We start from the raw sequence: 22897 nt of genomic DNA, 5'->3' as shown, positions 1-22897 counted from the left end.
GCTGACGCCCGCTGCTACGTGGGAATCACTTCAGAAGCGTGGCTTTGAGAAACTCCGTTGCTTTCTCCCGAAACTGCTGCTGGCGCTTTTCATCGACGAAACCGCAGGCGAGCTGGCCGAGGAGGTCGGTGGGCCATTCGGCGTCGAGGTCGGTGGCACCGGGGATGAGGAGGACCTCTTTTTCGCCGGGAATGGCGTCGGCGATGGCTTGGGCGTTGCTTTGCTTGTTCCAGGGGCCGGGTTCGGCGAGGAGGAGGGCGGAGGGGGCTTTCAGCTTAGCTGCGGCGGCTTTGCCTTGGCCGTTCATATCGACGGGATCGAGGCCGACCCAGGCATCCACGGGCGTGTGGGTGGTGGCGAGCAGGGTGGTGAAACCGCCCATCGAAAAGCCCATGAGGGCTACGCGGCGCTTGTCGCGGTATTTTTCGACCAAAGCGGCCAAAACGCGGCCATTGAGCGCATGATCGGCGAAAGCGGGTTGCGTGGGCACGGCGACGAAAAAGCCCTCCCCGGCCAAATGACCGCCCCAACCGGCCATGTAGCGTTTGGAGCGTGTAAAGCCGTGTGCGACGACGACGAGCGGGGCGTTGTCGTCCTTCGCTGGCCGGTAGAGGGTCACGGAGACGCGGTGGCCTGCGAGGTCGAGCTGGGTGTGCGCTTTTTTCACGCCGAGTGGGAGCGGCGGGGCCTCGGTGCGGCTGGCACAATGGACCAAAACAACCAGCAAAAGTTGGGAAAGGAGGATTCGGAGGAGTAAGCGGCGCATGGGCATGCCGCCGACTCAAAACAGCTCGGTTAGCGCTTTGCCCTCATCGAGCAGGTTGTAGGCGCGGCCAAGTTTGTCTTTGGCTTCGAGGTTGTCGATGCCCATGGCGTAATAGACTGTTTTGGTGATGTCTTCGGGGTAAATGGGGCGGTCTTTGGGGTATTCGGCACGGGCATCGGTTTCGCCGATGACTCGGCCACCCTGGATGCCTGCTCCGGCCATCAGCACACTCATGCAGGCGGTCCAGTGATCACGCCCGGCACCGCCGGGGCCACCACTGCGGCGATCACCCACTTTGGGCATGCGGCCCATCTCGCTGGTGACGAGGACGAGTGTCTCATCGAGCAATCCGCGTGCGGAGAGGTCTTCGAGAAAGGCGCTGAAGCCACGGTCGAACTGCGGGAGGAGGTTTTCGCGTAGGCAGTTGAAGTTGTTTCCATGCGTGTCCCAGCCTCCGGCGCTTTTGCATTTTTTGTGCAGGCCTTCGTCTTCTTTCCAAAAGACGGTGATGAAGGGCACGCCGGCCTCGACCATGCGGCGGGCCATGAGGAGGCTCATGCCATTGATGTCCTGGCCGTAGCGCTCACGCAGGGCGAGGGGCTCACTCTGGATGTCAAAGGCGTTCACCGTGCTGGTGGAGGAGAGCAGGTCAAAGGCTCGCTCCTGTTGTTTGGCGTAGTTTTGGATGGCTGCCTCGTGATCCAGATCGCGGCGGGCGCTGTTCAGTGCGGCCAGTAGCCCTTTGCGGTCCTGCATGCGCTGTGCCGTCATGCTGCCGCCGATGCTGATCGTCGGTGCGGCAAAATTCAGCGGCTGGTCAAAGCTGCCATTGAGCAGGAATGGATCGTACTCCATGCCGATACGGCCTGCGAACTGCCCTGGACGTGTGAAGGGCAGCTTACTGGGCTTGTGCGGCAGGGTGATGAGGGATGGCAGCGTGGGGTGCTGCGGGCGCTTCATCGCGACGACGCTGCCCATGTAAGGCCAGTCCTCTGGATACGGACGGCGGTCATTGCCCTGCTGCTTAAAGGTGGGGTCTGGGGCGTGGCCGGTGAGGTTGTAATAATAGCCGGCGTGATGATCCCCCGTGGCGCGGCCACCATCCGTCACGCCGTGGATCATGGCGAAGTGGTGGGCCTGCTTTGCCAGCAGGGGCAGGTGCTCACAGAGCACGATGTCGTCGCCGGTGGTGCGCATCGGCTTGAACTCCCCGCGATACTCCAGCGGTGCCTCTGGCTTCATATCCCACATGTCGATGTGGGACGAGCCGCCGCATAAAAAGAACAACACCGTCGATTTGGCCGGTTTTGCCAGTGTGGGGAGGCTCACGGCAGGGGCGGTGGTTGCTCGCGCTCCACCTTTGAAGCCCAGGGATGCCAGTCCCGCCGTCGAGGCCGTCAAGAAGGCCCGGCGGTCCATCGAAGGACGAAACAGCGGTGAGTGCATAGCAAAAGCGGCCTACTATACGCATGGGCTGAATGCAGCCTGTCACGGTGGCATGGATTTCGTGCGGGTGGGGGCTTGAGCCGTACGGGCGGATTCTAACTCGAAGGACTGCGCAGACTCGCATCGTTCAATGCGGGCTATGAAACGCCTCCTCTCCGCCTGTGCCGTCATGATCGCTGTGAGTGCCTCTGCTCTGGAGGTGAAAAAGGCTATCCCGTATGCCGATGATGGGCATGCACGGCATGTGCTCGATGTGTATGCGCCGGATGGTGCCAAGGCGCTGCCGGTGGTGTTTTGGATTCATGGCGGCGGCTGGCAGGCGGGTGATAAATCAGATGTCGCCACCAAGCCGAAGTGGTTCGCAGAGCATGGTTTTGTGTTTGTCTCGACGAATTACCGACTGCTGCCAGAGGTGGATATGGGCACGCTCATCCGTGATTGTGCGAAGTCCTTCGCCTGGGTGCAAAAACACATTTCACAGTATGGCGGTGATCCACACCGCGTGCTGGTCGGTGGACATAGCGCTGGGGCACAGCTCGCGGCCATCCTGTGCACGGATCATCGCTATGTGAAGGAGGCTGGTGCAGATTTCTCGGCTCTCATCGGCTGTGTGCCGGTGGATGGTAATACGTATGATATTCCGGCGATCATCGAGATGGCAGAGACGCGGAGCCGTGTTCATGGACTGCCTTTACCGAGCTTCGGACACCGGAAGAAGTTCGGCAATGATCCAGCGCTGCACAAAGACTTCAGTGCCGTGACTCACATCGCGAAAGGGAAGGGGATACCGCCCTTTTTGACGCTGCATGTTTCCTCACACCCAGATACGACGGCCCAGGCACTGAGACTGACGAATGCGCTGAAGGCGGCAGCGGTCGATGCGCGGTCTTTTGGTGCCAAAAACACCAACCACAGCAAGCTCAACGATGATCTCGGGCTGGATGGCGATCCTGCGACAAAGGAGCTGGAGGCATTCCTCGCAAGGATTCTAAAGAAGTGAGCCCGCTGAGTGCATGGGAGTGATGTCGGTGGTTAGAGGGGAGGGGCGTAGCTCGTATGTCTCTCCATGGCCGCTCATAATCACGGACATGCTTTCACCTTCATGAATCCGCGAGTGCGGGATGGGGTCGTCGTGCATGGACGGCGTTCTGTATTGAAGACCAGCCTCGCGGGGCTGGGTGCGCTGACGCTGCCAGGGCTGATGAAACTGCGGGCAGAAGGGAAGGCAACGAAGAGCGGCAAATCGGTCATTTTGCTCTGGATGACCGGAGGGCCATCCCACATCGACACCTGGGACCCAAAGCCGGACCGACCCATCGAGAACCGTGGGCCGTTCAAGACGATCAAAACCAAGCTGCCGGGTGTGCGCATCTGCGAGTTCCTCCCGAAGCAGGCGGCGATGCTGGATCAGTTCACCCTCATTCGCTCGGTGGATTGCCGTTTCAGCAATCATGAGCCGAACATGGTCATGCAGACGGCAAATCTGACCAATGAGCCGCGCACAAACCCGAAAGCGAAGTATTTCCCCTCCTTTGGCAGCATCGTGGCGAAGCATCATGGCGCGAACCATCCTGCCATGCCGCCCTATGTGGTGCTGAACATGAAATCCCGCTCGCATGTGGCCTGGGGCGGCTACCTCGGCACGCAGTACGATCCATTTGATGGCAACAATGCGGCGAAGCTCTTTCAGTTGCCCGCTGGTCTCAGCATGGACCGGCTGCAAGCCCGCCAGACACTGAGCAAGCAGATGGACGGCCTCCGCGCAGAAATCGACGCGAGCGGCATGATGGGCGCGATGGATGCTTTCGGCCAAAAAGCCTTCGACATCGTCGCGGGTGGTCGTGCCCAGGAGGCCTTTGATTTGAGCCTGGAGCCGAAAAAAGTGCGTGACCGCTACGGTGAGCACGACTGGGCCAAACAAGCCTTGCTAGCACGGCGCCTCGTGGAGCGTGGCTCATCCTTTGTGACCATCGATCTCAGCAATCACGGTGCATCTGGCACCTGGGACAATCATGGCGACAACATCCCTCCCTACGGTGGCATCTGGAATGGTCTGCGCCCGCTGCTGCCGGTCTTTGATCACGTCATTACCACGCTGGTGGGGGATTTACGCGAGCGCGGCTTGTTGGATGACACGCTCGTCATTGCGATGGGTGAATTTGGTCGCACGCCGAATCTCGGCACTCAGGGCAGCACTGACGGGCGCAATCACTGGCCCGTGGTGATGAGCATGAGCCTCGCTGGCGGTGGCTTCCGCCACGGGCAGGTCATCGGAGCGAGCACAAAGGACGGCGCAGAGATCGCCGAGCGTCCAGTGACTCCGAGTGATCTCGCTGCGACGATCTACCACCACATGGGCGTGCCACTGGACGCGACTTATACGGATCACCAGGGTAGGCCGAACTTCATCGTGGACAGCGGCCGACCGATTTCGGAGCTGCTGTGACTACCTCCCACTCCGCGAGGCCTACGCACAAGGCACGTAGGAAGGACGCAGCTCGCAGAGCAGAAGAAAGAGCCGTGAATGAGCGGGGCGTGAGTTGCTGCTGAGCGAATCGTGTTCACTATCGTGCACGATTCCACTTTCTCTCGCATCCCGCTACGCATGCTCGCTCCCACCATCACTCCCGAAGGCATTTTGACACTCGAAGGCAGTGCGGAGTCCGCCGCAGAGAGGAAGATCCTCGCTGCGCATTCACTGCTCTGCGTGCTGGCGGGGGATTTGCAGACGATGGAGCTCGCGCCTCCCTTTCGATGGCTGCGGGAGTGGGGGATGCGTTTTTTCACCCGTCTTTGCCAAACCAAAGACGTGTCCCTCGTCTCGGTGCCATCGCTGGATGAGCGGGCCGCTTTTTTGACCACCGTGCCGCCCATGATCGGTGCGGAATATGCCTCGCCCGAAGTGCTGGAGCGATGGTGGAGCGAGCTCGGCCACTACATCTCCGAATCCGCCACACATGGCATCGAGGCATGGTTGCGCGAGGAATGCCCCGCCTGGCATGTCGTCGGCCGCGTGAGCTTTCACCTCGCGGAGAATAAAGCGGACACGCAGAGGCCCTTCGCCTTCCTCGCCACCTTCACAGAAAAACTCAGCGCCACCGGCCAGCCGCAGCACCTACCACTCGCACGGGCGCTCCAGCTTTACGCCGGGCAGAAAGACCAAACCGCCCTCAATGCCCTACTGGAGCCCGTGCGGCTCGCTGCGGAGAAATCCAAGCTCCTACGCGAGTGGCTGGAGTCGAAGCGACTCTTTCAGCCCATGGCCATGTCACCGCAGGAGGCCTACCGCGTGCTGCGTGAGACAGCGGTCTTTCAGGAAAGCGGCATCATCATGAAGCTGCCAGACTGGTGGAAGTCCGGTAAGACCACACGGCCCGCTGTGCAGGTCACCATCGATGCACCGAAGAAATCTGCGCTCCATGCGCACTCGATGCTCAGCTTTAAAATCGAGCAGAGCCTCGATGGCGAGCCGCTCACGGAAGCCGAGTGGGAAAAGCTGCTCAGTGCCGAAACCGGCCTCGTCTCCCTGCGTGGAAAGTGGGTGGAAGTCGATGGAGAGCAGCTCCAGCAAGTCATGGAGCACTGGCGCAGAGTGCAAAATGCCGCTGGAGACGGCGGAATCGGTTTCCTAGACGGCATGCGGCTCCTCGCAGGCTTTGGCGGTGCCAAAACGGCTGCAGAGGCCGAATCGCTCGAAATCGTGCCCGAGTGGAGCAGCGTCATCGCAGGCAAAAAACTCGCCGAAGTACTCCAAAACCTGCGCGAGCCCGCAGAGGCCGATCCGCCCGAAAATCTCTGCGCCACCCTGCGGCCCTATCAGCGCAAAGGATACGCCTGGTTGAAATTCATGACGCAAACCGGCCTCGGAGCCTGTTTGGCCGATGACATGGGCCTGGGCAAAACCATCCAAATCATCACCCTACTCCTCGCTCGGCAAAGACAGGCCCCCGCACCCGCTCTCCTCATCGTCCCCGCATCCCTCGTCGGCAACTGGAAGGCCGAAATCGCCCGATTCGCCCCCGACCTCCGCCTTTTCATCGCCCATCCATCCGCGCAGGAGCGTGATGTCTTTGATCTGGTTTCCCAGCACCCGGCGGAAGTGCTGCGCGGCTATGATGTCATGCTCACCACCTATCAATTCCTGCAAAAGACCGAATCCTGGCTCACACACACCTGGAGCCTCGTCATCCTCGATGAAGCCCAAGCCATCAAAAACAGCGGCAGCGGAGCCGCCAAGGCCGTCAAAAAGCTCCAAGCACCCGCACGCATCGCATTGACCGGCACACCGGTGGAAAACCGGCCCGGTGATCTCTGGAGCCTCTTTGACTTCCTCAATCCCGGCCTACTCGGAGGCTCCACCGCCTTTGCAGATGTGATCAAGCGCTGCGCCAAGTCCGCAGATGGATACGCCCCTCTGCGGCGCCTCGTACGGCCCTACATCCTCCGCCGCATGAAGACAGACCGCAGCATCATCACCGACCTGCCGGATAAAATCGAGCTCAAAGCCTACTGCGGCCTCACCAAGCGCCAGGCCACCATTTACGCCAAGCTCGTCGATCAACTCGCCAAAATGCTCAATGACAAAGAGATGGAGCCCATCAAGCGCCAGGGCCTCGTCCTCGGCTTCCTGCTCAAATTTAAGCAAGTGTGCAATCACCCCAGCCACTGGAATGGCGACGGCGCATGGAATCCAGCCGATAGCGGTAAATTCGCCCGCCTCGCAGAGATTTGTGCCGAGCTGGCAGAGAAACGCGAGCGAGCCCTCATCTTCACCCAGTTCCAAGAGACCTGCGATCCGCTCGCTCGCTTCCTCACCACCGTTTTTGGCCGTGAGGGACTCATTTTGCATGGAGCCACCCCTGTGGCCAAGCGGGCGCAGCTCGTCGAGTCCTTTCAGTCACCCGGTGGGCCGCCCTTCATGGTCATCAGCGTCAAAGCAGGCGGCACCGGCCTCAATCTCACCGCCGCCAGTCACGTCATCCACTTTGACCGCTGGTGGAATCCCGCCGTCGAAAACCAGGCCACCGACCGCGCCTTCCGCATCGGCCAGAAGCGCAACGTCATGGTGCACAAATTTGTCTGCCAAGGCACCATCGAGCAGCGCATCGACGCCCTCATCGACGAGAAAATGAGCCTCGCCCAGGACCTCATCGGAGATGGCGCAGGCGCAGAGAAAATGCTCACCGACATGAGTGGCGAGGAATTGCTCGCCTTCGTCAAGCTAGACGTCAGCGCCGTCGAGGCCTGAGTGCGCCCACTCCTCCGCAGGCCCTGCAAAAGGCGGGTCCAGGGCACCTTTCATGCGAACAGCCCGGAGCCCAAAATGAGCGATAAAAGCCAAATAGAACACAGGACGAACGCGAAAAAGTGGTTAAATATCTGCCACCCTACCGCCCTCCCCAGTCCGACCCGGTTTCAATTTTGCCCATGACAAGTTCCCCTGCGTACTCCGCCACTGCTACGACTAAGCCCCAGGTTTCCATCAGCGAATGGAAAGAGATCATCGCCGAATTCCAGATACCATCCATCCCACGCTCGGTCTGGCAGATGGTGAATACCTTTGTCCCCTATGTGGCCGTTTGGTTTGCCATGTATTGGAGCCTATCCATCTCGTATTGGCTCACACTCGCCTTTGCCGTCCTCGGCGGACTCTTTGTCGTGCGCAGCTTCATCATTTTCCATGACTGTGGCCATGGCTCCTTCTTCAAATCAAAAAAGGCCAACGACATCGTCGGCTTCATCACCGGCATCATCTCCTTCACCCCATATAGTCACTGGCGCTGGCAGCACGCCGTCCACCACGCCACCTCCGGCGACCTCGATCGTCGTGGAGACGGCGACATCTGGACCATGACTGTGAAAGAGTACCAAGCCGCCACCCCACGCTGGAAGTTCTTCTACCGCTTCGCACGGAATCCCTTCGTGCTCTTCATCCTCGCCCCGCTGGCCATCTTCCTCGTTTATCAGCGCTTTCCATCCCCCCGTGCCAAAGGGAAAGACCGCACCTCCGTCATGCGGATGAATATCGCCCTCGCCCTCATGGTTGCTGGCATGTGCTGGCTCTGTGGTTGGCAGAATTACCTCCTCATGCAGATCCCGGTCACGCTGTTTGCAGGCATGGCTGGTATCTGGATGTTCTACGTGCAGCACCAGTATGAAGACGTGTACTGGGAGCACCGTGAAAACTGGGACTACACCACCGCCGCGCTCGAAGGCAGCTCCTTCTACAAGCTCCCGCGCATCTTCCAGTGGTTCACCGGCAACATCGGCTTCCACCACATCCACCACCTCGGCTCCAAAATCCCAAACTATTACCTGGAGCGCTGTCACTACAGCCACCCCATGTTTTACACAGTGAAGCCCCTCACCTTCCTCGAAAGCCTGAAGTGCATGAAACTCCGCCTCTGGGACGAAGACCGCCGCAAGCTCATCGGCTGGAAAGAGTACAATGAAGTGTATGGCAAGAAGGCTGCGGCTTAAAGAATGGTTCAGTTTGACGGCTCTGAAGCCTCTCGCTTGAGTCTGCGTGATGCCGCATACTCTCACCCCACTCCCACAACATCGCGAACTCGCGGATTGGCTGCGCCGTGAGGAAAAAGAGGTCTGGAGCTGGTTTGCTCAAAAGGAAACCGAGGTCGCAGATTTGGAGCAGGTGAGACTCTCACTGCTGCGTGATAATTATCGACTGGAGGCGGCGGCACACCCAGAGGAGTTTCGCGAGATCGCGGCAGCATGTGAGGCCCTACAGATCAAGGCGGCGGTCTTTGCCTATCAGGCACAGCACCAGTCGGAGCCGAATGCAGCCGTGTGCCATCTGCCCGGCGAGGCGCATGTCATTTTCTCTGGCCCCATCCTCTCGCTGCTGTCGGCGGAGGAGTTGCGGGCCGTGATCGGTCATGAGCTGGCTCATCATCATCTCTGGCAGATGGAAAACGGTGATTTTTTGCTCGCAGATCGCATTTTACTCGCCTCCGCCTCGCATCCTGCGGCTGAGGCGACTCATATGCAGAGTGCCCGCGTGTGGCGACTGGCCACGGAGTTATTTGCGGATCGCGGGGCCTATTTGGCGACAGGCAGTTTGGAGGCAGCAGTCGGAGGTTTGGTCAAAACAACGACGGGATTGGCTCAAGTTAGCGCCAAGAGCTACTTGGCCCAGGCCGAGGAGATTTTTTCCAAATCCAAGCCGAAAACCGACCGGCTCTCCCATCCCGAGACCTTCATCCGTGCCCGTGCGCTTCAGCTCTGGGTCGATGAAGATGCCGCACTGGAGTCCATCATCGCCCGTATGCTCGATTTCGACGAGGGCCTCGACGATCTCACCCTCGTGCAGCAGGCGGAGCTTTCCGCCCTCACCCGCCGCTTTCTCGCGCATCTGCTCTCGCCCGATTGGTTTCAAACCGAAGCCGTACTCGCTCATGCCCGCCTCTTCTTCCGGGAGTTTAAACCCGCAGCCGATGCCGCGATCCTCACCGAACTCACCGAGCGTCCCGCCTCACACCGCGAATACTTCGCCCAGCTCATGCTCGACTTCTGCTCCGTCGATCCAGATCTCGACGATGCACCCATCGAGCGATGCCTGGAGTTCGCCCGGGATTTGGAATGCATCGGCACCTTCGAAAAGCTGCTCACCAAGGAGCTGAAGGTGAAAGCCAAGACACTCAAAAAGCTCAAGGAGGCACTGGCATGAGCCAGATTGAAGTTGCTGCCATCTGCTTCGAAGGCGAAACTCCCCGCCAGACGCCTCTTTCCTATGTCAACGGTCCCAACTCACTCGCCAAAGCTCATGCCCTATTCGGCGGTCCGCAAGGTCTTCTCCGAAGCGCGGCGGCTACAATTGCAGAGCCAAGGGCCGGTGACTCAGGAGAACATTGTTCGGATCCAGCGGAGCAGGAAATACGCGCATTCGCCGATTTCATCCAAGGAGCGGGCTTGATGCTCATGCCACGAACGGTGGCGGAACTGATTCAGCAAAACTTCGTCGGGAAAGGCATCGAGCACTCGGTGGGTCTCTTGTCAGGCAGTTCGCTCGTCATCAAAGATTACGACACGACGCTGTTCGACGAAGAAACCGGAACGGTTTTCTACAAACCTGCGGAGCTTCTTTTTGACTACCTCACCGACCACCTACTAGCCAACCACTTCTTTGGTGACGCCATTGAGCTTGTCGGTGCTTATGAGGAACGCGGTTTCATTCACCTGGTGGTGACTCAGCCCTTCATCGAAGGAAAACACCCTTCCTGGACCGACCTCGTCAACCAATTGCAAGTTCAGGGAATGGAACATGAGAGCCCTGGAACGACCAAAGCCCGCTTTTGGATTGATGGCGGCAACGCTGGCAGCCTGCTCGTGACCGATGTGCATGAGGATAATGTTTTGATCAGCCGCTCCGGCATGGCTCACCCCATCGATGTCCATTTCAGCTTCCCTGGACGCTCCGCTCGCATGAATGCCCTGAACACACTCGGACTCCTCACTCCCACCCGGCCATGAGCGATTTCACCTCCTTCCTCTCCACAGGCATCGAACGCGGCGGCTTCGAGACGGAGGACGTGCTTGCCGCCGTTCTGCCGCTGATGCGCGAGGTGCTCGCTTTGCATGAAAAGGGCGACGTGGCTCCGCTGCGCGGCGTCTCGGGCCTTCGCGTGATCGAAGATCGCGCTTTGGGCCTTCTCTCGCCGCAGGACCAGCCTCCCGAGCGCAACGACAGCCGCCTGCGCGAGCTGCTCGCCACGCAGTCACGCGGACTCGAAGTCATCGGCGAATCGAAGCGCGAGACAGACATCGACACCTTTGCGCAGAACATCACGAACCTCGATGTCGGTAGCGCGGACGCCGAGATCACGCGGCCTGTTTATCTGCCGGGCTACACGACTTGGGAACATGCCATCGGTCATCATGACGAGCTGACCGACGTGCTCTCGCTCGGCCTCATTCTTGCCAGCGTGGGATGTGGGCTGGATTTCACCGATGCGGAGGACGTCTCACTCTTTGCGAACTCACGCACGAACCTCTTCGCGCTCGCTCGTCGGCTGCATCCCGTGCTCGCCAGCGTCATCACCGAGATGACGGAGTTGCATCGCGGCAAACGGGCGCAGGATTTGCCATCGCTGATCCGCAGGCTGGAGACCTATCGCGATCAGCCGGTGGACATCGACATCACCTCGCTGCCCGGTTTGGAAACAGGCAGCAAAAAGGACAAACGCAGCGTCATCCAGACGCACCTGCGTGACCGCCTTTTCGAGGTCTCGCGGCGGAACAAGCTGCTCTATTTCAAGAGCACGCAGTCCACGCTGAACCTCACCATCGCCAGCGTGCCGCTCGTGCTCGATTATCGGAATGTGAAGCCCGAGGACCTGCTCTACTGGCACGCGTCACTCGCGCAGGACATCAGCGCGGGCAATGCGCTGCCGCTGAATCGGTGGCTACGCATGGAGGAGGCACCGTATCTGCCCGGCCAGCTCGACAAGCTCATCAGCGAGGCCCGCCGCGACCGCGCGGAGTATGGTTTCTCTCAGCTCAGGCTCGTGCTCACCTTCCTGCGCTGGCACAATCTCAAAGAGGCACCGCAGGAGCGTATCCACTCGCCCTTGCTGCTCCTGCCCGTCGAGTTGACGAAGAAAAAAGGTGTCAAAGACCACTACACCCTCGAACCCAGCGACACGGTGGCCGAGGTGAACCCCGCGCTGCGTCACCACCTGAAGCAGCTCTACAACCTCGACCTGCCAGAGACCATCGATCTGCGCAGCACCACGCTCGCCGCCTTTCATGAGCAGTTGAAGGCGCAAATCCACGCCAGCGAGCCAGGCGTGAGCCTCGTGCTCAATGAGAAGCCGCGCATCCAGCTCTTTCATGAGAAAGCCAAACAGCGTGTCGATCAGTATCGCCGTCGCATGGCTCGCAGCGGTCGTCGCGTCACCGCAGCCAAGGTGGATTACAGCTATGACAGGGCCGACTTCCGCCCACTCGGCCTGCAGGTCTTCCAAAAGAAGATCCTGCCCGCGCCGCTGCCTTTGCGTGACCTCGCCGGAGCACCGCCGCTGCCTCGTCAGCTGAACATGGTCGCCGAGACGGAGCGCAAGACCTTCTCCATCGTCGAGGACAGCCTCGGCAATCCTTACTCATGGGAGTTTGACCTCTGCTCGCTCACGCTGGCAAACTTCAACTACCGCAAGATGACGCTCGTGCGGGACTACTCGCAACTCATCAGCAGCGATCTGCCAAACGCGGCCTTTGATCGGGTCTTCTCGCTGGAGCCACGTGCCGTCGATGCGCCGCAGATTCCCGTTTTGCCGCCGTCGCAGCAGCATCTTATCATCGCTGCGGATGCCACGCAGACCGGAGCCATCGCACGAGCACGCACCGGCGAGAGTTTCATCATCCAAGGCCCGCCCGGCACCGGCAAATCGCAAACCATCACGAATCTCATCGCCGACTACGTGGCGCTCGGGAAGCGTGTGCTTTTCGTCTGCGAAAAGCGTGCGGCCATTGATGTCGTCTTCCATCGCCTGCGCCAGCAGGGCCTGGATGAGCTGTGCTGCCTCATCCACGACTCGCAGACCGATAAAAAGGAGTTCATCCTCAATCTGAAGCAAACCTACGAGCAGTGGCTCGCGAACGAAAAAGCCGACGACAGCAGCGAATCGAAGCGAAACACCGCTTTGAGCACCTTGGAGGCCGAACTGGCCGCTTTGGAAAAGTTCACCACTTCCAGCGCCGCAGCCAATCCGCTGCTTTTGCGCCTCATCGAGCTGCGTGGCTTGGCAGGGGAAACTGGCGACAGAAAAATTGAAGACAAAAAGATTTCTGAATCAGATTTTTCTGTCTCCAATCTTTCTGTCGAACTTCCCGACTATACCGAATGGCAGCGAGGCGGCGATTCCGTGCTCCGGCTCGCCAACGCCCTCGCAGACCTCGGCGCACCACCCATCTTTGCCAAACATCCGCTGCGCTGGCTCAACGATCTCGAAACCACGCCCGCACGCCTCGAAGACCTCGAACAACGCCTCAGCGATCTCGACGACGCCCTCCAGCAAACCAGCCTGCCGATGGAGCACTGGGACACGCTGGACGAGGTGGCCCAGCTTCTCGAATCCACCACGCGTCTGCTCCCACTCGCTCGAAAAAATCTCCTCGGACTGCTCGATGCCAACAGCAGCACCAGCGGAGCCTTTGCCAAGCTCTGCACCGACTTCGCGAAGAAGCGCAAAGCTCTCGAAGCCGCTCAGAAGAAGACCACGAACTGGCGCGAAAAGCTGCCTGCGGATGAAATCGCCTCCGCTTTGGCTCAAGCGGAGAAACTCCAGGGCGCTTTGCCTTCCTCAATCCCGCGTGGTGGCGTCTGCGGAAGGTTTTGAATGCCGCCTATGACTTCAGCAAACACGCGGTGAAGCCCACTTGGGCCAAGGTGCTCTCCGAGCTCGCCGCTGAGCACGCCGCGAATGCCGAAGTCGAGGCCGTGAAGGAACGCTGCGAGCAAGAGTTCGCCTCGGACGATCCCGAGACGCTTCGCAGCCAACTCGCCACGCTTTCCGCCAGCGATGCCTCGCCTGCCGCGCTCGCCCTCCGCGAGAAGCTGCTCTCTTCGCAGCAAGGAGCCGCGCTCGTCGAAATGCTCGCCGCTCTCGCGCCCGGCTTTGCGCAGCTTCGTCGTGATCTGAGCAGCACGCTCTTTGAACCCGAGCACCACAGCCTCGCCGCACTCGCCGCCGCCATTCGCGAGATCATGGAGGACATGGATGCGCTGCCGGAACTGCTGCCATCCCTCCTCGATCTCGCCACCGCTCCACCAAAACTCGTCCGCGCCGTGCGCACTCGCGACTGGACCGCCGAGCAACTTGAGTCCGCCTGCGCCGCGAAGTCGCTAGCCGAGCTGTATCGCGCCGACCGCAGCTTGCAGCGCTTCGACGGCCACGTTTTGAAACAGAAACTCGACCGTGTGGCCCACTCGCATCGCCAGTGGCTCGATCACAATGCCGGGTGGATTCGCTCTCAGGCTCGTAAACGCTTCGTGGAGCATGTGCAGACAGCCAATCAGTCCGCCACCGTGCTCACGCCCGAGCAGAAGCTCTTCAAAAAGACCTTCACCACCGGTCGCCGGGAGCTGGAGCACGAGTTTGGCAAAACCATGCGCTACAAAAGCATCCGCGATCTCGCCGCTGGCGACAGCGGCGAGGTGGTGCGCGACTTGAAGCCCATCTGGCTCATGAGTCCGCTCTCCGTCTCCGACACCCTGCCACTGGATGCCTCTTCGTTTGATGTCGTTATCTTTGACGAAGCCAGCCAGATCCCCGTCGAGGAAGCCGTGCCCGCCGCGTATCGCGCCCAGCAGGTCATCGTCGTGGGCGATGAAATGCAGCTCCCGCCCACCAGCTTCTTCAGCACCAGCAGCGATGACGAGGAGGAGATCACGCTTGAAGACGAAGGCGAAAAAATCAGCGTCCTCATGGATGCCGAAAGCTTCCTCGCTCAAAGCGCCCGCAATCTGCCCAGCACCTTGCTCGCCTGGCACTACCGCAGCCGCTACGAGGCCCTCATCAGCTTCAGCAACGCCGCCTTCTACGGCGGCGAGCTTTACACCATCCCGGACCGCCAGCTCGCTCTCCGAGACAGCGGCGAAACGATCATCAAATCGCCTGAAGAGGCCGCAGCGCTCGTTCCGCAGCTTTTGAGCCGACCGATCAGCTTCATCCGCTGCGAGGCCATGCCGTATGAAAACCGACGAAACGTTGGAGAAGCCGCCGCCATCGCTCAAATCGTGCGCCGCCTGCTTTCCAGCGAATCAAAGCTCAGCATCGGCATCGCCGCCTTCAGCGAGGCACAGCAGAGTGAAATCGAAAGTGCTCTCGATTCCCTCGCCGAGGCCGACTCCGCCTTTGCCTCGCTTTTGGAGGCCGAATACGTCCGCGAGGAAGACGACCAGTTCTGCGGCCTCTTCGTGAAGAATCTCGAAAACATCCAAGGCGACGAGCGCGACATCATCCTCATGTCCGTCTGCTACGGGCGCGATGCCAACGGCCGCATCTTGATGAACTTCGGCCCAATTAACCAACGCGGCGGCGAAAAGCGCCTCAACGTCATTTTCAGCCGCGCCCGCCAGCACATGGTCCTGCTCAGCAGCCTGCGCCACAGCGACATCACCAACGACTACAACGACGGTGCTAATGCGCTGAAAAATTTCCTCCACTACGCCGAAAGCCTCTCACGCGGCGATGCAGCACTCGCTCGGCAAGTGCTCGACGGCCTCAATCCGCTGAAACGGCAGGCTTTGAGCCTCGAGCAAACCTCCGCCGCCATCGCCAAGCAAATCGCCACAGCTTTGCGTGAGCGCGGTTGGGATGCTGACACCCAAATCGGCCAAAGCCGCTTCCGCTGCGATGTTGCCGTGCGTGCGAAAGGAGCCGTGCAGCATCAGGTGGGCCTGCTTTTGGATGTGACAGGCCGCACCGGCGTGCTGGAGCGGTTTCACACCCAGCCCAGCATCCTCAAAGCCTTCGGCTGGCAGGTGCTCGTCATCCTCGCCAAAGACTGGTGGCATGATCCAGCGTCCGTCATCGAGCGCATCGAGCGCCTGTTGAGAAATGAGAGCGAGGAAGCGGAGTCAGAGGAAGAAGTCATCGAATACCCCGCCTCCGAGCCCGAGATCAAACCTGCACCCGCCTACGAACCTCCTCCACAACCACCGGCATCAAAACCAGCCACACCTTCCGGCCTGAAGCGCTTCGAATTCATCGAAGGCGGCTCCAAAAAATTCTGGGAGATCGGCCAAACCGGCTGCGACATGACCGTCCGCTACGGCCGCCTCGGGACCAACGGCCAAACCCAAACCAAAACCTTCCCCGACGAGGCCCGCACCACCCGCGAAGTGCAAAAGCTGATCTTGGATAAAGTGAAGAAAGGTTATGTTGAAGTGAGTTGATGAAGCCACAAGCTTTGACATTCGTTTGACGCATCACAGATTCACCAATGCTTATCCCTTTCTTCTGGGCGGAATCCCGCTTGCAAAACAAGCTCCCAACAAAACAGATCACGGTGAAGCGCTGGGGCTGGTCAGACATCAGCCAGGAAGATGCACAGGCGCTTGCGGACCGCCGTGCAAATGAAGCGATGAAGCGAATCCTCAATGGCGAGGAAATACGTCGTCGCGAGTTCAAGGATGCATACGGCACCGAGGATGGTGTGCCGATCCGTGAAGAAGTCGTCTCGCGGCACGAGAACGTGGTCATCACGCGCAACAGCTACGGCTCGCTCTGCCTTAACACGCCAAATGTTTTGTTTGCGGATGTGGATGCAGCGTGGAGTGGCGGTTTCAAATTTTCTTATTCTGGCTGTCTGCTGGTTGTAGTGGCTGGTATTGCAGCAGGGGTTTTGCAAAGATCATTTCTGATTGGTGCCTGTATTGCGATTGGAATCCCTTGGCTATGTTCGGTCATTATCAATGGGATCAATCAGAAACGCCGCCCGTTGGCTGAAGCCCAGGTTAAACAGGAAAATCTGAGTGCCATTCGATCCGCTGTGGCCGCGCATCCAGATTGGCATGTGCGTGTCTATGAAACACCAGCCGGACACCGACTGTTGGCTATGCATGACGTGTTTGACCCGCAAGGTGATGCTGCCGAGTCCGCACTGAACGAGTGCAGCGCAGACATTCGATTCGTCACTCTCTGCAAGCTGCAAGCCTGCTTCCGTGCCCGAGTGAGTCCCAAATACTGGCGCATGGGATACAGGCCCAGGGAGGTGCTCCCCAAGTCAAAATGGCCCTTCCCAGCCGAGCACATTCCTCGCCGGCAAGAGTGGGTGGTAGGCTATGATGCCATAGCTTCAAATTTCGCCTCTTGTCGTTTCCTGGAGCGACTCGGTAGCAGCAATGTTCATCCTGAGGCTGAGGCAGTACGTGCGCTCCATGACCACCTTTGCCAATCTGATTCGAATCTACCGCTGGCTTAACTTTAAAACCACTCTGAATCCCCCCATGTCCGTCTTCCAGCTCAATCCCGAACTCACGCCGCAGGGCGATCAGGCGCAGGCGATTGCGAAGCTGGTGAAGTCGGTGCAGGCGGGGAATCGGCACCAGACGCTGCTCGGCGTCACGGGTTCGGGCAAGACCTTCACGATGGCCAACATCATCGCGGAGGTTGGCAGACCGGCGCTGGTGTTCTCGCACAACAAGACGCTCGCGGCGCAGCTCTACTCGGAGTTTAAAAACTTCTTCCCGGACAACTCGGTGGAGTACTTCGTGAGCTACTTCGACTACTACCAGCCGGAGGCCTACATCCCGCGCACGGACACCTACATTGAGAAAGACAGCGCGGTGAATGATGAGATCGAGCGGCTGCGGCTCTCTAGCATGGGGGCGCTGCTCACGCGGCAGGACACGATCATCGTGGCCAGTGTGTCATGCATCTATGGTCTCGGTTCGCCAGAGGACTATGAAGGCATGATGGTGCCGCTACAGACCGGGCAGCGCATTTCGCGGGAAGAACTGCTGACTCGTCTGGTGGATATGCTTTATGAGCGGAACGACTACCAGCTCCAGCGTGGCAAATTCCGCGCTCGGGGAGATGTGATCGAGATCGTGCCGGCCTATCTGGAAAATGAGGCCATTCGTATCGAGTTTTTTGGAGATGAAATCGAGCGTATCAGCGCGGTGGACGTGCTGACCGGTACGGTGACGCTAAAGCTGCCGAGTTATACGATTTTCCCAGCAAAGCAGTTCGTCACACCGGGGGATAAGCTGCGCAAAGCTATCGTGAAGATCCGTGAGGAGGCGGAGGAGCGAGTGGCATGCTTTGAGAGGGAGGGGAAGCTCCTGGAGGCGCAGCGCATCAAGATGCGCACGCAGTATGACATCGAGATGATGCAGGAGATGGGCTTTTGCCAAGGGATCGAAAACTACAGCCGCCATCTCACTGGGCGTGCACCGGGTGCCACTCCTGGGACGCTGCTGGATTTCTTCCGTGAACCGCCGCTCGTCTTTGTCGATGAAAGCCACGCTACCATTCCGCAGATCGGCGGTATGTATGAGGGCGATAAATCGCGCAAAACCACGCTCGTGGAGCATGGATTTCGCCTTCCCAGTGCTCTCGACAACCGCCCGCTGCGTTTTGAGGAGTTCATGGGCAAAGTGGGCCAGATGGTCTATGTCAGCGCCACGCCTGCGCGGTTCGAGATCGAGAACAGCGTGGTCGGAAACAGCGGCTACATCGCCAAAGACAAAGAAGCACCGCCGATGACGAAAAACGTCCGCATCAGCGGCAGTGCGGAGTCGCCGGAAAAATTCGATGTGACGACCAAAGGCCGAAATTTGGTCGTAGAGCAGATCATCCGCCCCACGGGCTTGCTGGACCCGATCATCACGATCAAGCCACTCAAAGGCCAGATCGACGAAACGATCGAGCTTTGCCGCCAACGCGTCGAAAAAGGCGAGCGTGTGCTCGTCACCACTCTCACAAAACGCACGGCGGAGGATCTCACGGACTATCTGCGCAATCTCGCCTTCAAAGTGCGATACCTTCACAGCGATATCGACGCCATCGAGCGTGTGGAAATCCTCCGCAGCCTACGAAACGGCGACTGCGATGTGCTGGTGGGCATCAATCTGCTCCGCGAGGGCCTCGATTTGCCGGAGGTGAGCCTCGTATGCATCCTGGATGCGGATAAGGAGGGCTTCCTGCGCAGCGAGACCTCGCTGGTGCAGACTGCGGGCCGCGCTGCACGTCATCTCGGTGGTGAAGTCGTGCTCTTTGCCGATGTGCAGACGCAGAGCATCAAGGCGCTGCTCAATATCAGTAAGTATCGACGTCAGGTGCAGTTGGAGCACAATGAGAAGCATGGCATCACTCCACAGACAGTACGCCGGGCGGTGCAGGAAAGCCTGCAAATCCTAGGCCGGGCACGTGAAGTCGAAGAAAGCGTCGTGCGTGAAGGTGGTGGCGACTTCGCTGTGACGGAGACCATCCGTGAGCTCGAACAAGAAATGGCCGAGGCAGCGATGAAGCTCGAATACGAGCGTGCCGCTCTTTTGCGTGATCAAATTCGCGAATTGAAGAAGCGGGTCGATGGAGGCACTGCCTCGACCGATCTGCCACCACGCCGGGATGTGAAATATGAGAAAGCCAAGCGCGGCGGAAAAAAGAAAAAGTAATCTAGAAGGATGGCTTTTGGCCGCCACCACCTCACACACTGAAGTCGCTATCACGCATAGAGCAAATACTGCTGCCGCTGAGAGCGGAAGCTCTGGACCCAACCCTGCCAGCGAGCGGCGATCGTGGCACCAGGTGTGCCGTGGAGGAGGTCGCGGTGGAGAGAGTCGCTGCCGTACACTTTGTTGAATAAATTGAGCTTTGATCCGCTCATGCGGCCCGCGACGCGGCCTCCGCTCAGGCGATTAAGCTCAGAGAGCAGCATGACATCGAGAGCAGTGAGGTCGGTGGTATTGCGCGGATGGATATGGAGCTTCACACCACCGAATCCTTTGTTTTGATAGGCTGAGTAGGTGACACCGGGCGTATTCCAGCGGCGACAGGTGGCCAGCATCGCCTGCGCGTTCACGCCATCACCGCCCGCGTAGCCGAAAGGATTGTCTGTGCCGATACCGACATCGACTGCAGCAGCCCCGCCGCAGATACCCGTGGCGACGTAGTAAAAGGGAGAGGTCTGATACGGGATATTCGGCGAGGTGGGGTGCCAGCGTAGGCCGGTATCCTGCCAGATCATGCCGCGATGATAGCCCTGCATCTTGACCACGGTCATGCGCGGCACCCGGCTGACCCAGCCGCGTGCGCAGGCCATCTGCGCGATCTCGCCCGCAGTCATGCCATGCACATAGGGCACGGGCACTTGGCCGACGAAGGATTTCCACTTTGCCTCCAGCGGTGGGCCTTCGACACGGTGGCCACCGATCGGATTCGGCCTATCCAGCACGACAAAGAACTTCCCATTCTCCGCAGCGGCCTCCATCGCGACGATCATGGTGCTGATGTAGGTGTAGCTGCGGCAACCGATGTCCTGGAGGTCAAAAACGAGGATGTCGATGCCCGCGAGCTGCGCCGGAGTGGGCTTGCGAGTGGGGCCGTAGAGTGAGTGAACGGTGAGGCCCGTCACGCTATCACGCCGCGTCGCGACATGCACTCCAGCGAGGATGTGGCCATCGATCCCGTGCTCCGGTGCATAGAGTGCCGTGAGCCCAGCTCCCAGGCCACGCTGGAGGAGCTGCCGCGTGCGCTCACCACGCCCGGTGAGGCTGGTATGATTCGTAATGAGCCCGACTCGCCGCCCACGCAGCAGATCAAAGCCCCGCGCGGCCAGCACATCCACCCCGAGCATGAATGGGCCGCCATATCCCGCAGCAGCCTGCGGCTGCTGATAGGTCTGCGGCCTTGGTCCGCTGCAAGCAGGGAAGAGAGAGGAGAGGGCAAGACCAGAGGCGAATTGGCGGCGAGTGAGATGCATACAAAGGTGCATTTATCGCCGAAAAGGCCAGTTGCCAATGTGAACTCCAAAGACTGAACGCCGGAGTCGATTTTATCGCGTGACTGTCACACTGCCCTGAGTCAAAGCTCCAGCCTTGAAGCCCTTCCTTTTGCTCGCTGAGGCTCGCACGCCTGATGGCGCGGCGCTCTCCCTCCATTCACACGATTCGCATTTTTATCTGCGGGTGAATCGCCAGCCGCTCATGGGCACGAATGCTGCAGAGTCTGAAAAAGTGCTGGCTCAGCTCGCATGTGAACAGCTCAGCATGAGAGCGGATGCACGCGTGCTCATTGGCGGACTCGGATTTGGCTTTTCACTACGCCAGGTGCTCGCCCTCGTCCCTGCGGATGCTCGGATCAGCGTCGCGGAGCTCCTGCCAGAAGTCGTCGCGTGGAATCGCCAGTACCTTCATGCCATCAATGGCCTTTCGCTCGATGACAAACGTGTCGAAGTGCTCATCGAAGACGTTTTTCATGTCATCTCCCGAGCTCCAGCAGCACATTATGATGCCATCTTGCTCGATGTGGACAATGGACCTGTCGCCATGGTGCAGAATGGCAACGAGCGGCTCTATCAGGCACGTGGATTCTCTGCCATTCAGCATGCACTGAAGCCTGGGGGGCGTGTCACCTTCTGGTCTGCTAGCAGCGATCCTGCGTTCGCCCGCCGGCTTGCCAAAGCGGGCTTCAAAGTAAGCGTCGTCCCTGCCAAGGCATGGCCCCAGGCCAAGCGATGCACCCATACCATCTTCGTCGCAGATCGTCGCTGACTCAGGGGTTCAGTCGTTCGGAGGCGCGGGGTCCTTCTCCCGCTGCATATCCGGCAGTGAATCAAGATATAGCGCCTCCACTTTATCGCGTGCCCATTGCGTGCGGCGCAGAAAAATCAGGCTGCTCTTGATGCTCGGGTGCCAGTTGAAGCAATTGATCGGAATCATCCGCCCCAGCATCTCCCAGCCATAGTGAGCGACCAGTTGCTCCAGCATCATCGCCAGTGTGATACCATGAAGAGGGTTTTTGGGGCCTGCGGCGTGCATGTGGTGAGGATTCGAGTCGTGCTTGTGCTTTGGAGCATACTTACTTGTTCCTGCGGGACCACACGAAACCAGCCACCAAGGCTAAAAAAAGCCCCAAAACCCATGGGAAGCCAAAAACTTCTCCAAAGGCTTTTCCGACCGCAATGGGCGTTTTTTGCTCATCTTTGATCGTCACCGTCTGCGGTAGTAAATCGGCCATTTCGCTCAGTTCCGGCAGTTTTTGGCCCGGTAGTGCCTGGTCCTTCACCATCTGCCGCCAATCCACTGCCATCGCAATATCCATGCCCGGATTCTGCTCCTTCACCTGGCATGAACAGGAACCGATCAAAAACTGTGCTGCCTCGTCAATCGTCTCAGCGCGGATACCCTTGCCCACCAGAGCATAAAGAGCCCGTCCCTGGCCGAAGATGGGAAAAACCATCGGCTCCTGGGTGAATCCCGCCAGATCCTCCTCGCTCGCCATCAGCATCGCCACAAAGGCCGCCTCTGCGGGATCATCCCGCTTCACCTTCACCATCGAAAAAGCCAATCGCAAGCCATCCCCAGGGACCGACACAAGGCCGTTCTTGATGTCTTGCTCATCCAGTTTTGGCAAATTCATCACACCTGCCAGATAGTCGAGCCGCTCCTCCAGTGCCTTGATCGCCGCTGCATCCTTCGCAGAATCGCCGCTTGCTAAAAACACCCACACAGCGCTTTCACCATTGCCCAGTCGTTCCGCGACAGCCCTCCTCGCTGGTGAATCGATCATCACGTTCACATTTTCCGGTGTAAATGGGGCGGACCAGATCACCGCGTCATTCCGTGCAGACTTCGGCTGCCGTAGTTCGATGTTTTGCGCCTCACCCGTAGTCACGACGTAGTTCTCAGGCAGCTTCGCCCCAGCGGGTGCCGTCACGCGATAAGCATCCGCTTCCCAGTGCTCCAGCGCATAACGAAACACCGGCACCGAACAAGCAAGGACATGGGTGGTCGCGAGGAGGAAGAATAAGAACAATCGTAACATGCCAGTCACTCAATCACGACCACAGGCCAACTTCTTACACGAATGCTGTCAGCTCTAGAATCTTGTTCAGCACACCCGCCCCACCGTTCGGACCGTGGGCTGGGACAACTCTTGGTGCCCCTCACGAAAGTGGGGGGATGGAATGCTTAAATCAGGTCTTGGAAGACGTTAGTGA

At 59.3% G+C, this 22897-nt stretch carries 14 protein-coding genes and 1 pseudogene; 10 read left to right on the top strand and 5 right to left on the bottom strand.

Features of this window, described 5'->3' with window-relative positions:
- Nucleotides 1–25: 25 nt before the first annotated feature.
- Together IPK32_13525 and IPK32_13520 are read right to left on the bottom strand one after the other, a co-directional pair.
- Complete coding sequence (locus tag IPK32_13525; protein MBK8092968.1) at nt 26–766, bottom strand: alpha/beta fold hydrolase; 741 nt, start codon at nt 764–766, stop codon at nt 26–28.
- A 15-nt stretch (nt 767–781) separates the two neighbouring features.
- On the bottom strand, nt 782–2185 hold the full coding sequence (locus tag IPK32_13520; GenBank protein ID MBK8092967.1) for a DUF1501 domain-containing protein: 1404 nt from the start codon (nt 2183–2185) through the stop codon (nt 782–784).
- Between the two features lie 157 nt (nt 2186–2342).
- On the opposite strand from IPK32_13520, the gene IPK32_13515 reads away from it, so the two are divergent.
- The 9 genes and pseudogenes from IPK32_13515 to uvrB all read left to right on the top strand — a co-directional run bounded on the left by IPK32_13515 (nt 2343) and on the right by uvrB (nt 19352).
- Nucleotides 2343–3212: an alpha/beta hydrolase gene (locus IPK32_13515; GenBank protein MBK8092966.1), complete on the top strand. Its 870-nt coding sequence runs from the start codon at nt 2343–2345 to the stop codon at nt 3210–3212.
- Between the two features lie 66 nt (nt 3213–3278).
- Entirely contained in the window at nt 3279–4658 is a 1380-nt protein-coding gene (locus IPK32_13510) for a DUF1501 domain-containing protein (GenBank protein MBK8092965.1), read from the top strand.
- A 159-nt stretch (nt 4659–4817) separates the two neighbouring features.
- The gene (locus IPK32_13505) at nt 4818–7460 is read left to right on the top strand and encodes a DEAD/DEAH box helicase (GenBank protein ID MBK8092964.1); all 2643 of its coding nucleotides are present in this window, start codon (nt 4818–4820) and stop codon (nt 7458–7460) included.
- Between the two features lie 179 nt (nt 7461–7639).
- Nucleotides 7640–8692 carry a fatty acid desaturase gene (locus IPK32_13500; protein ID MBK8092963.1) on the top strand — a complete coding sequence of 351 codons (1053 nt, stop codon included), beginning with the start codon at nt 7640–7642 and terminating at the stop codon, nt 8690–8692.
- Between the two features lie 49 nt (nt 8693–8741).
- On the top strand, nt 8742–9899 hold the full coding sequence (locus tag IPK32_13495) for a M48 family metalloprotease (GenBank protein MBK8092962.1): 1158 nt from the start codon (nt 8742–8744) through the stop codon (nt 9897–9899).
- Nucleotides 9896–10702, top strand: coding sequence for a hypothetical protein (locus IPK32_13490; protein ID MBK8092961.1), 807 nt, complete (start codon nt 9896–9898; stop codon nt 10700–10702). Before IPK32_13495 ends, IPK32_13490 begins: the two co-directional genes overlap by 4 nt.
- A pseudogene (locus IPK32_13485) lies at nt 10699–16127 on the top strand (DUF4011 domain-containing protein). The gene IPK32_13490 and the pseudogene IPK32_13485 overlap by 4 nt, the downstream one beginning before the upstream one ends.
- A 47-nt stretch (nt 16128–16174) precedes the next feature.
- Nucleotides 16175–17155, top strand: a complete 981-nt coding sequence (locus IPK32_13480; GenBank protein MBK8092960.1) for a hypothetical protein — start codon at nt 16175–16177, stop codon at nt 17153–17155.
- 25 nt (nt 17156–17180) lie between these two features.
- Nucleotides 17181–19352, top strand: coding sequence for an excinuclease ABC subunit UvrB (gene uvrB / locus IPK32_13475; GenBank protein ID MBK8092959.1), 2172 nt, complete (start codon nt 17181–17183; stop codon nt 19350–19352).
- A gap of 50 nt (nt 19353–19402) precedes the next feature.
- On the opposite strand, the gene IPK32_13470 is transcribed toward uvrB, so the two are convergent.
- A complete protein-coding gene (locus tag IPK32_13470) occupies nt 19403–20659 on the bottom strand; it encodes a DUF1343 domain-containing protein (protein ID MBK8092958.1) in 1257 nt (418 codons plus the stop codon).
- Between the two features lie 115 nt (nt 20660–20774).
- Here IPK32_13470 and IPK32_13465 point away from each other — a divergent pair, with 115 nt between their 5' ends.
- Nucleotides 20775–21449: a spermine synthase gene (locus tag IPK32_13465; GenBank protein MBK8092957.1), complete on the top strand. Its 675-nt coding sequence runs from the start codon at nt 20775–20777 to the stop codon at nt 21447–21449.
- Nucleotides 21450–21458: 9 nt separating this feature from the next.
- On the opposite strand, the gene IPK32_13460 is transcribed toward IPK32_13465, so the two are convergent.
- Nucleotides 21459–21716 (bottom strand): DUF2132 domain-containing protein, encoded by a 258-nt coding sequence (locus tag IPK32_13460; protein ID MBK8092956.1) that lies wholly within the window; start codon nt 21714–21716, stop codon nt 21459–21461.
- Nucleotides 21717–21756: 40 nt separating this feature from the next.
- Nucleotides 21757–22722 (bottom strand): hypothetical protein, encoded by a 966-nt coding sequence (locus tag IPK32_13455; GenBank protein MBK8092955.1) that lies wholly within the window; start codon nt 22720–22722, stop codon nt 21757–21759.
- Between the last annotated feature and the right edge of the window lie 175 nt (nt 22723–22897).

Source organism: Verrucomicrobiaceae bacterium, from assembly GCA_016713035.1.
Classification (GTDB): domain Bacteria; phylum Verrucomicrobiota; class Verrucomicrobiia; order Verrucomicrobiales; family Verrucomicrobiaceae; genus Prosthecobacter.
Note: the sequence above shows the minus strand (reverse complement) of the source record. Positions and strands in the feature narration are given on the sequence as shown.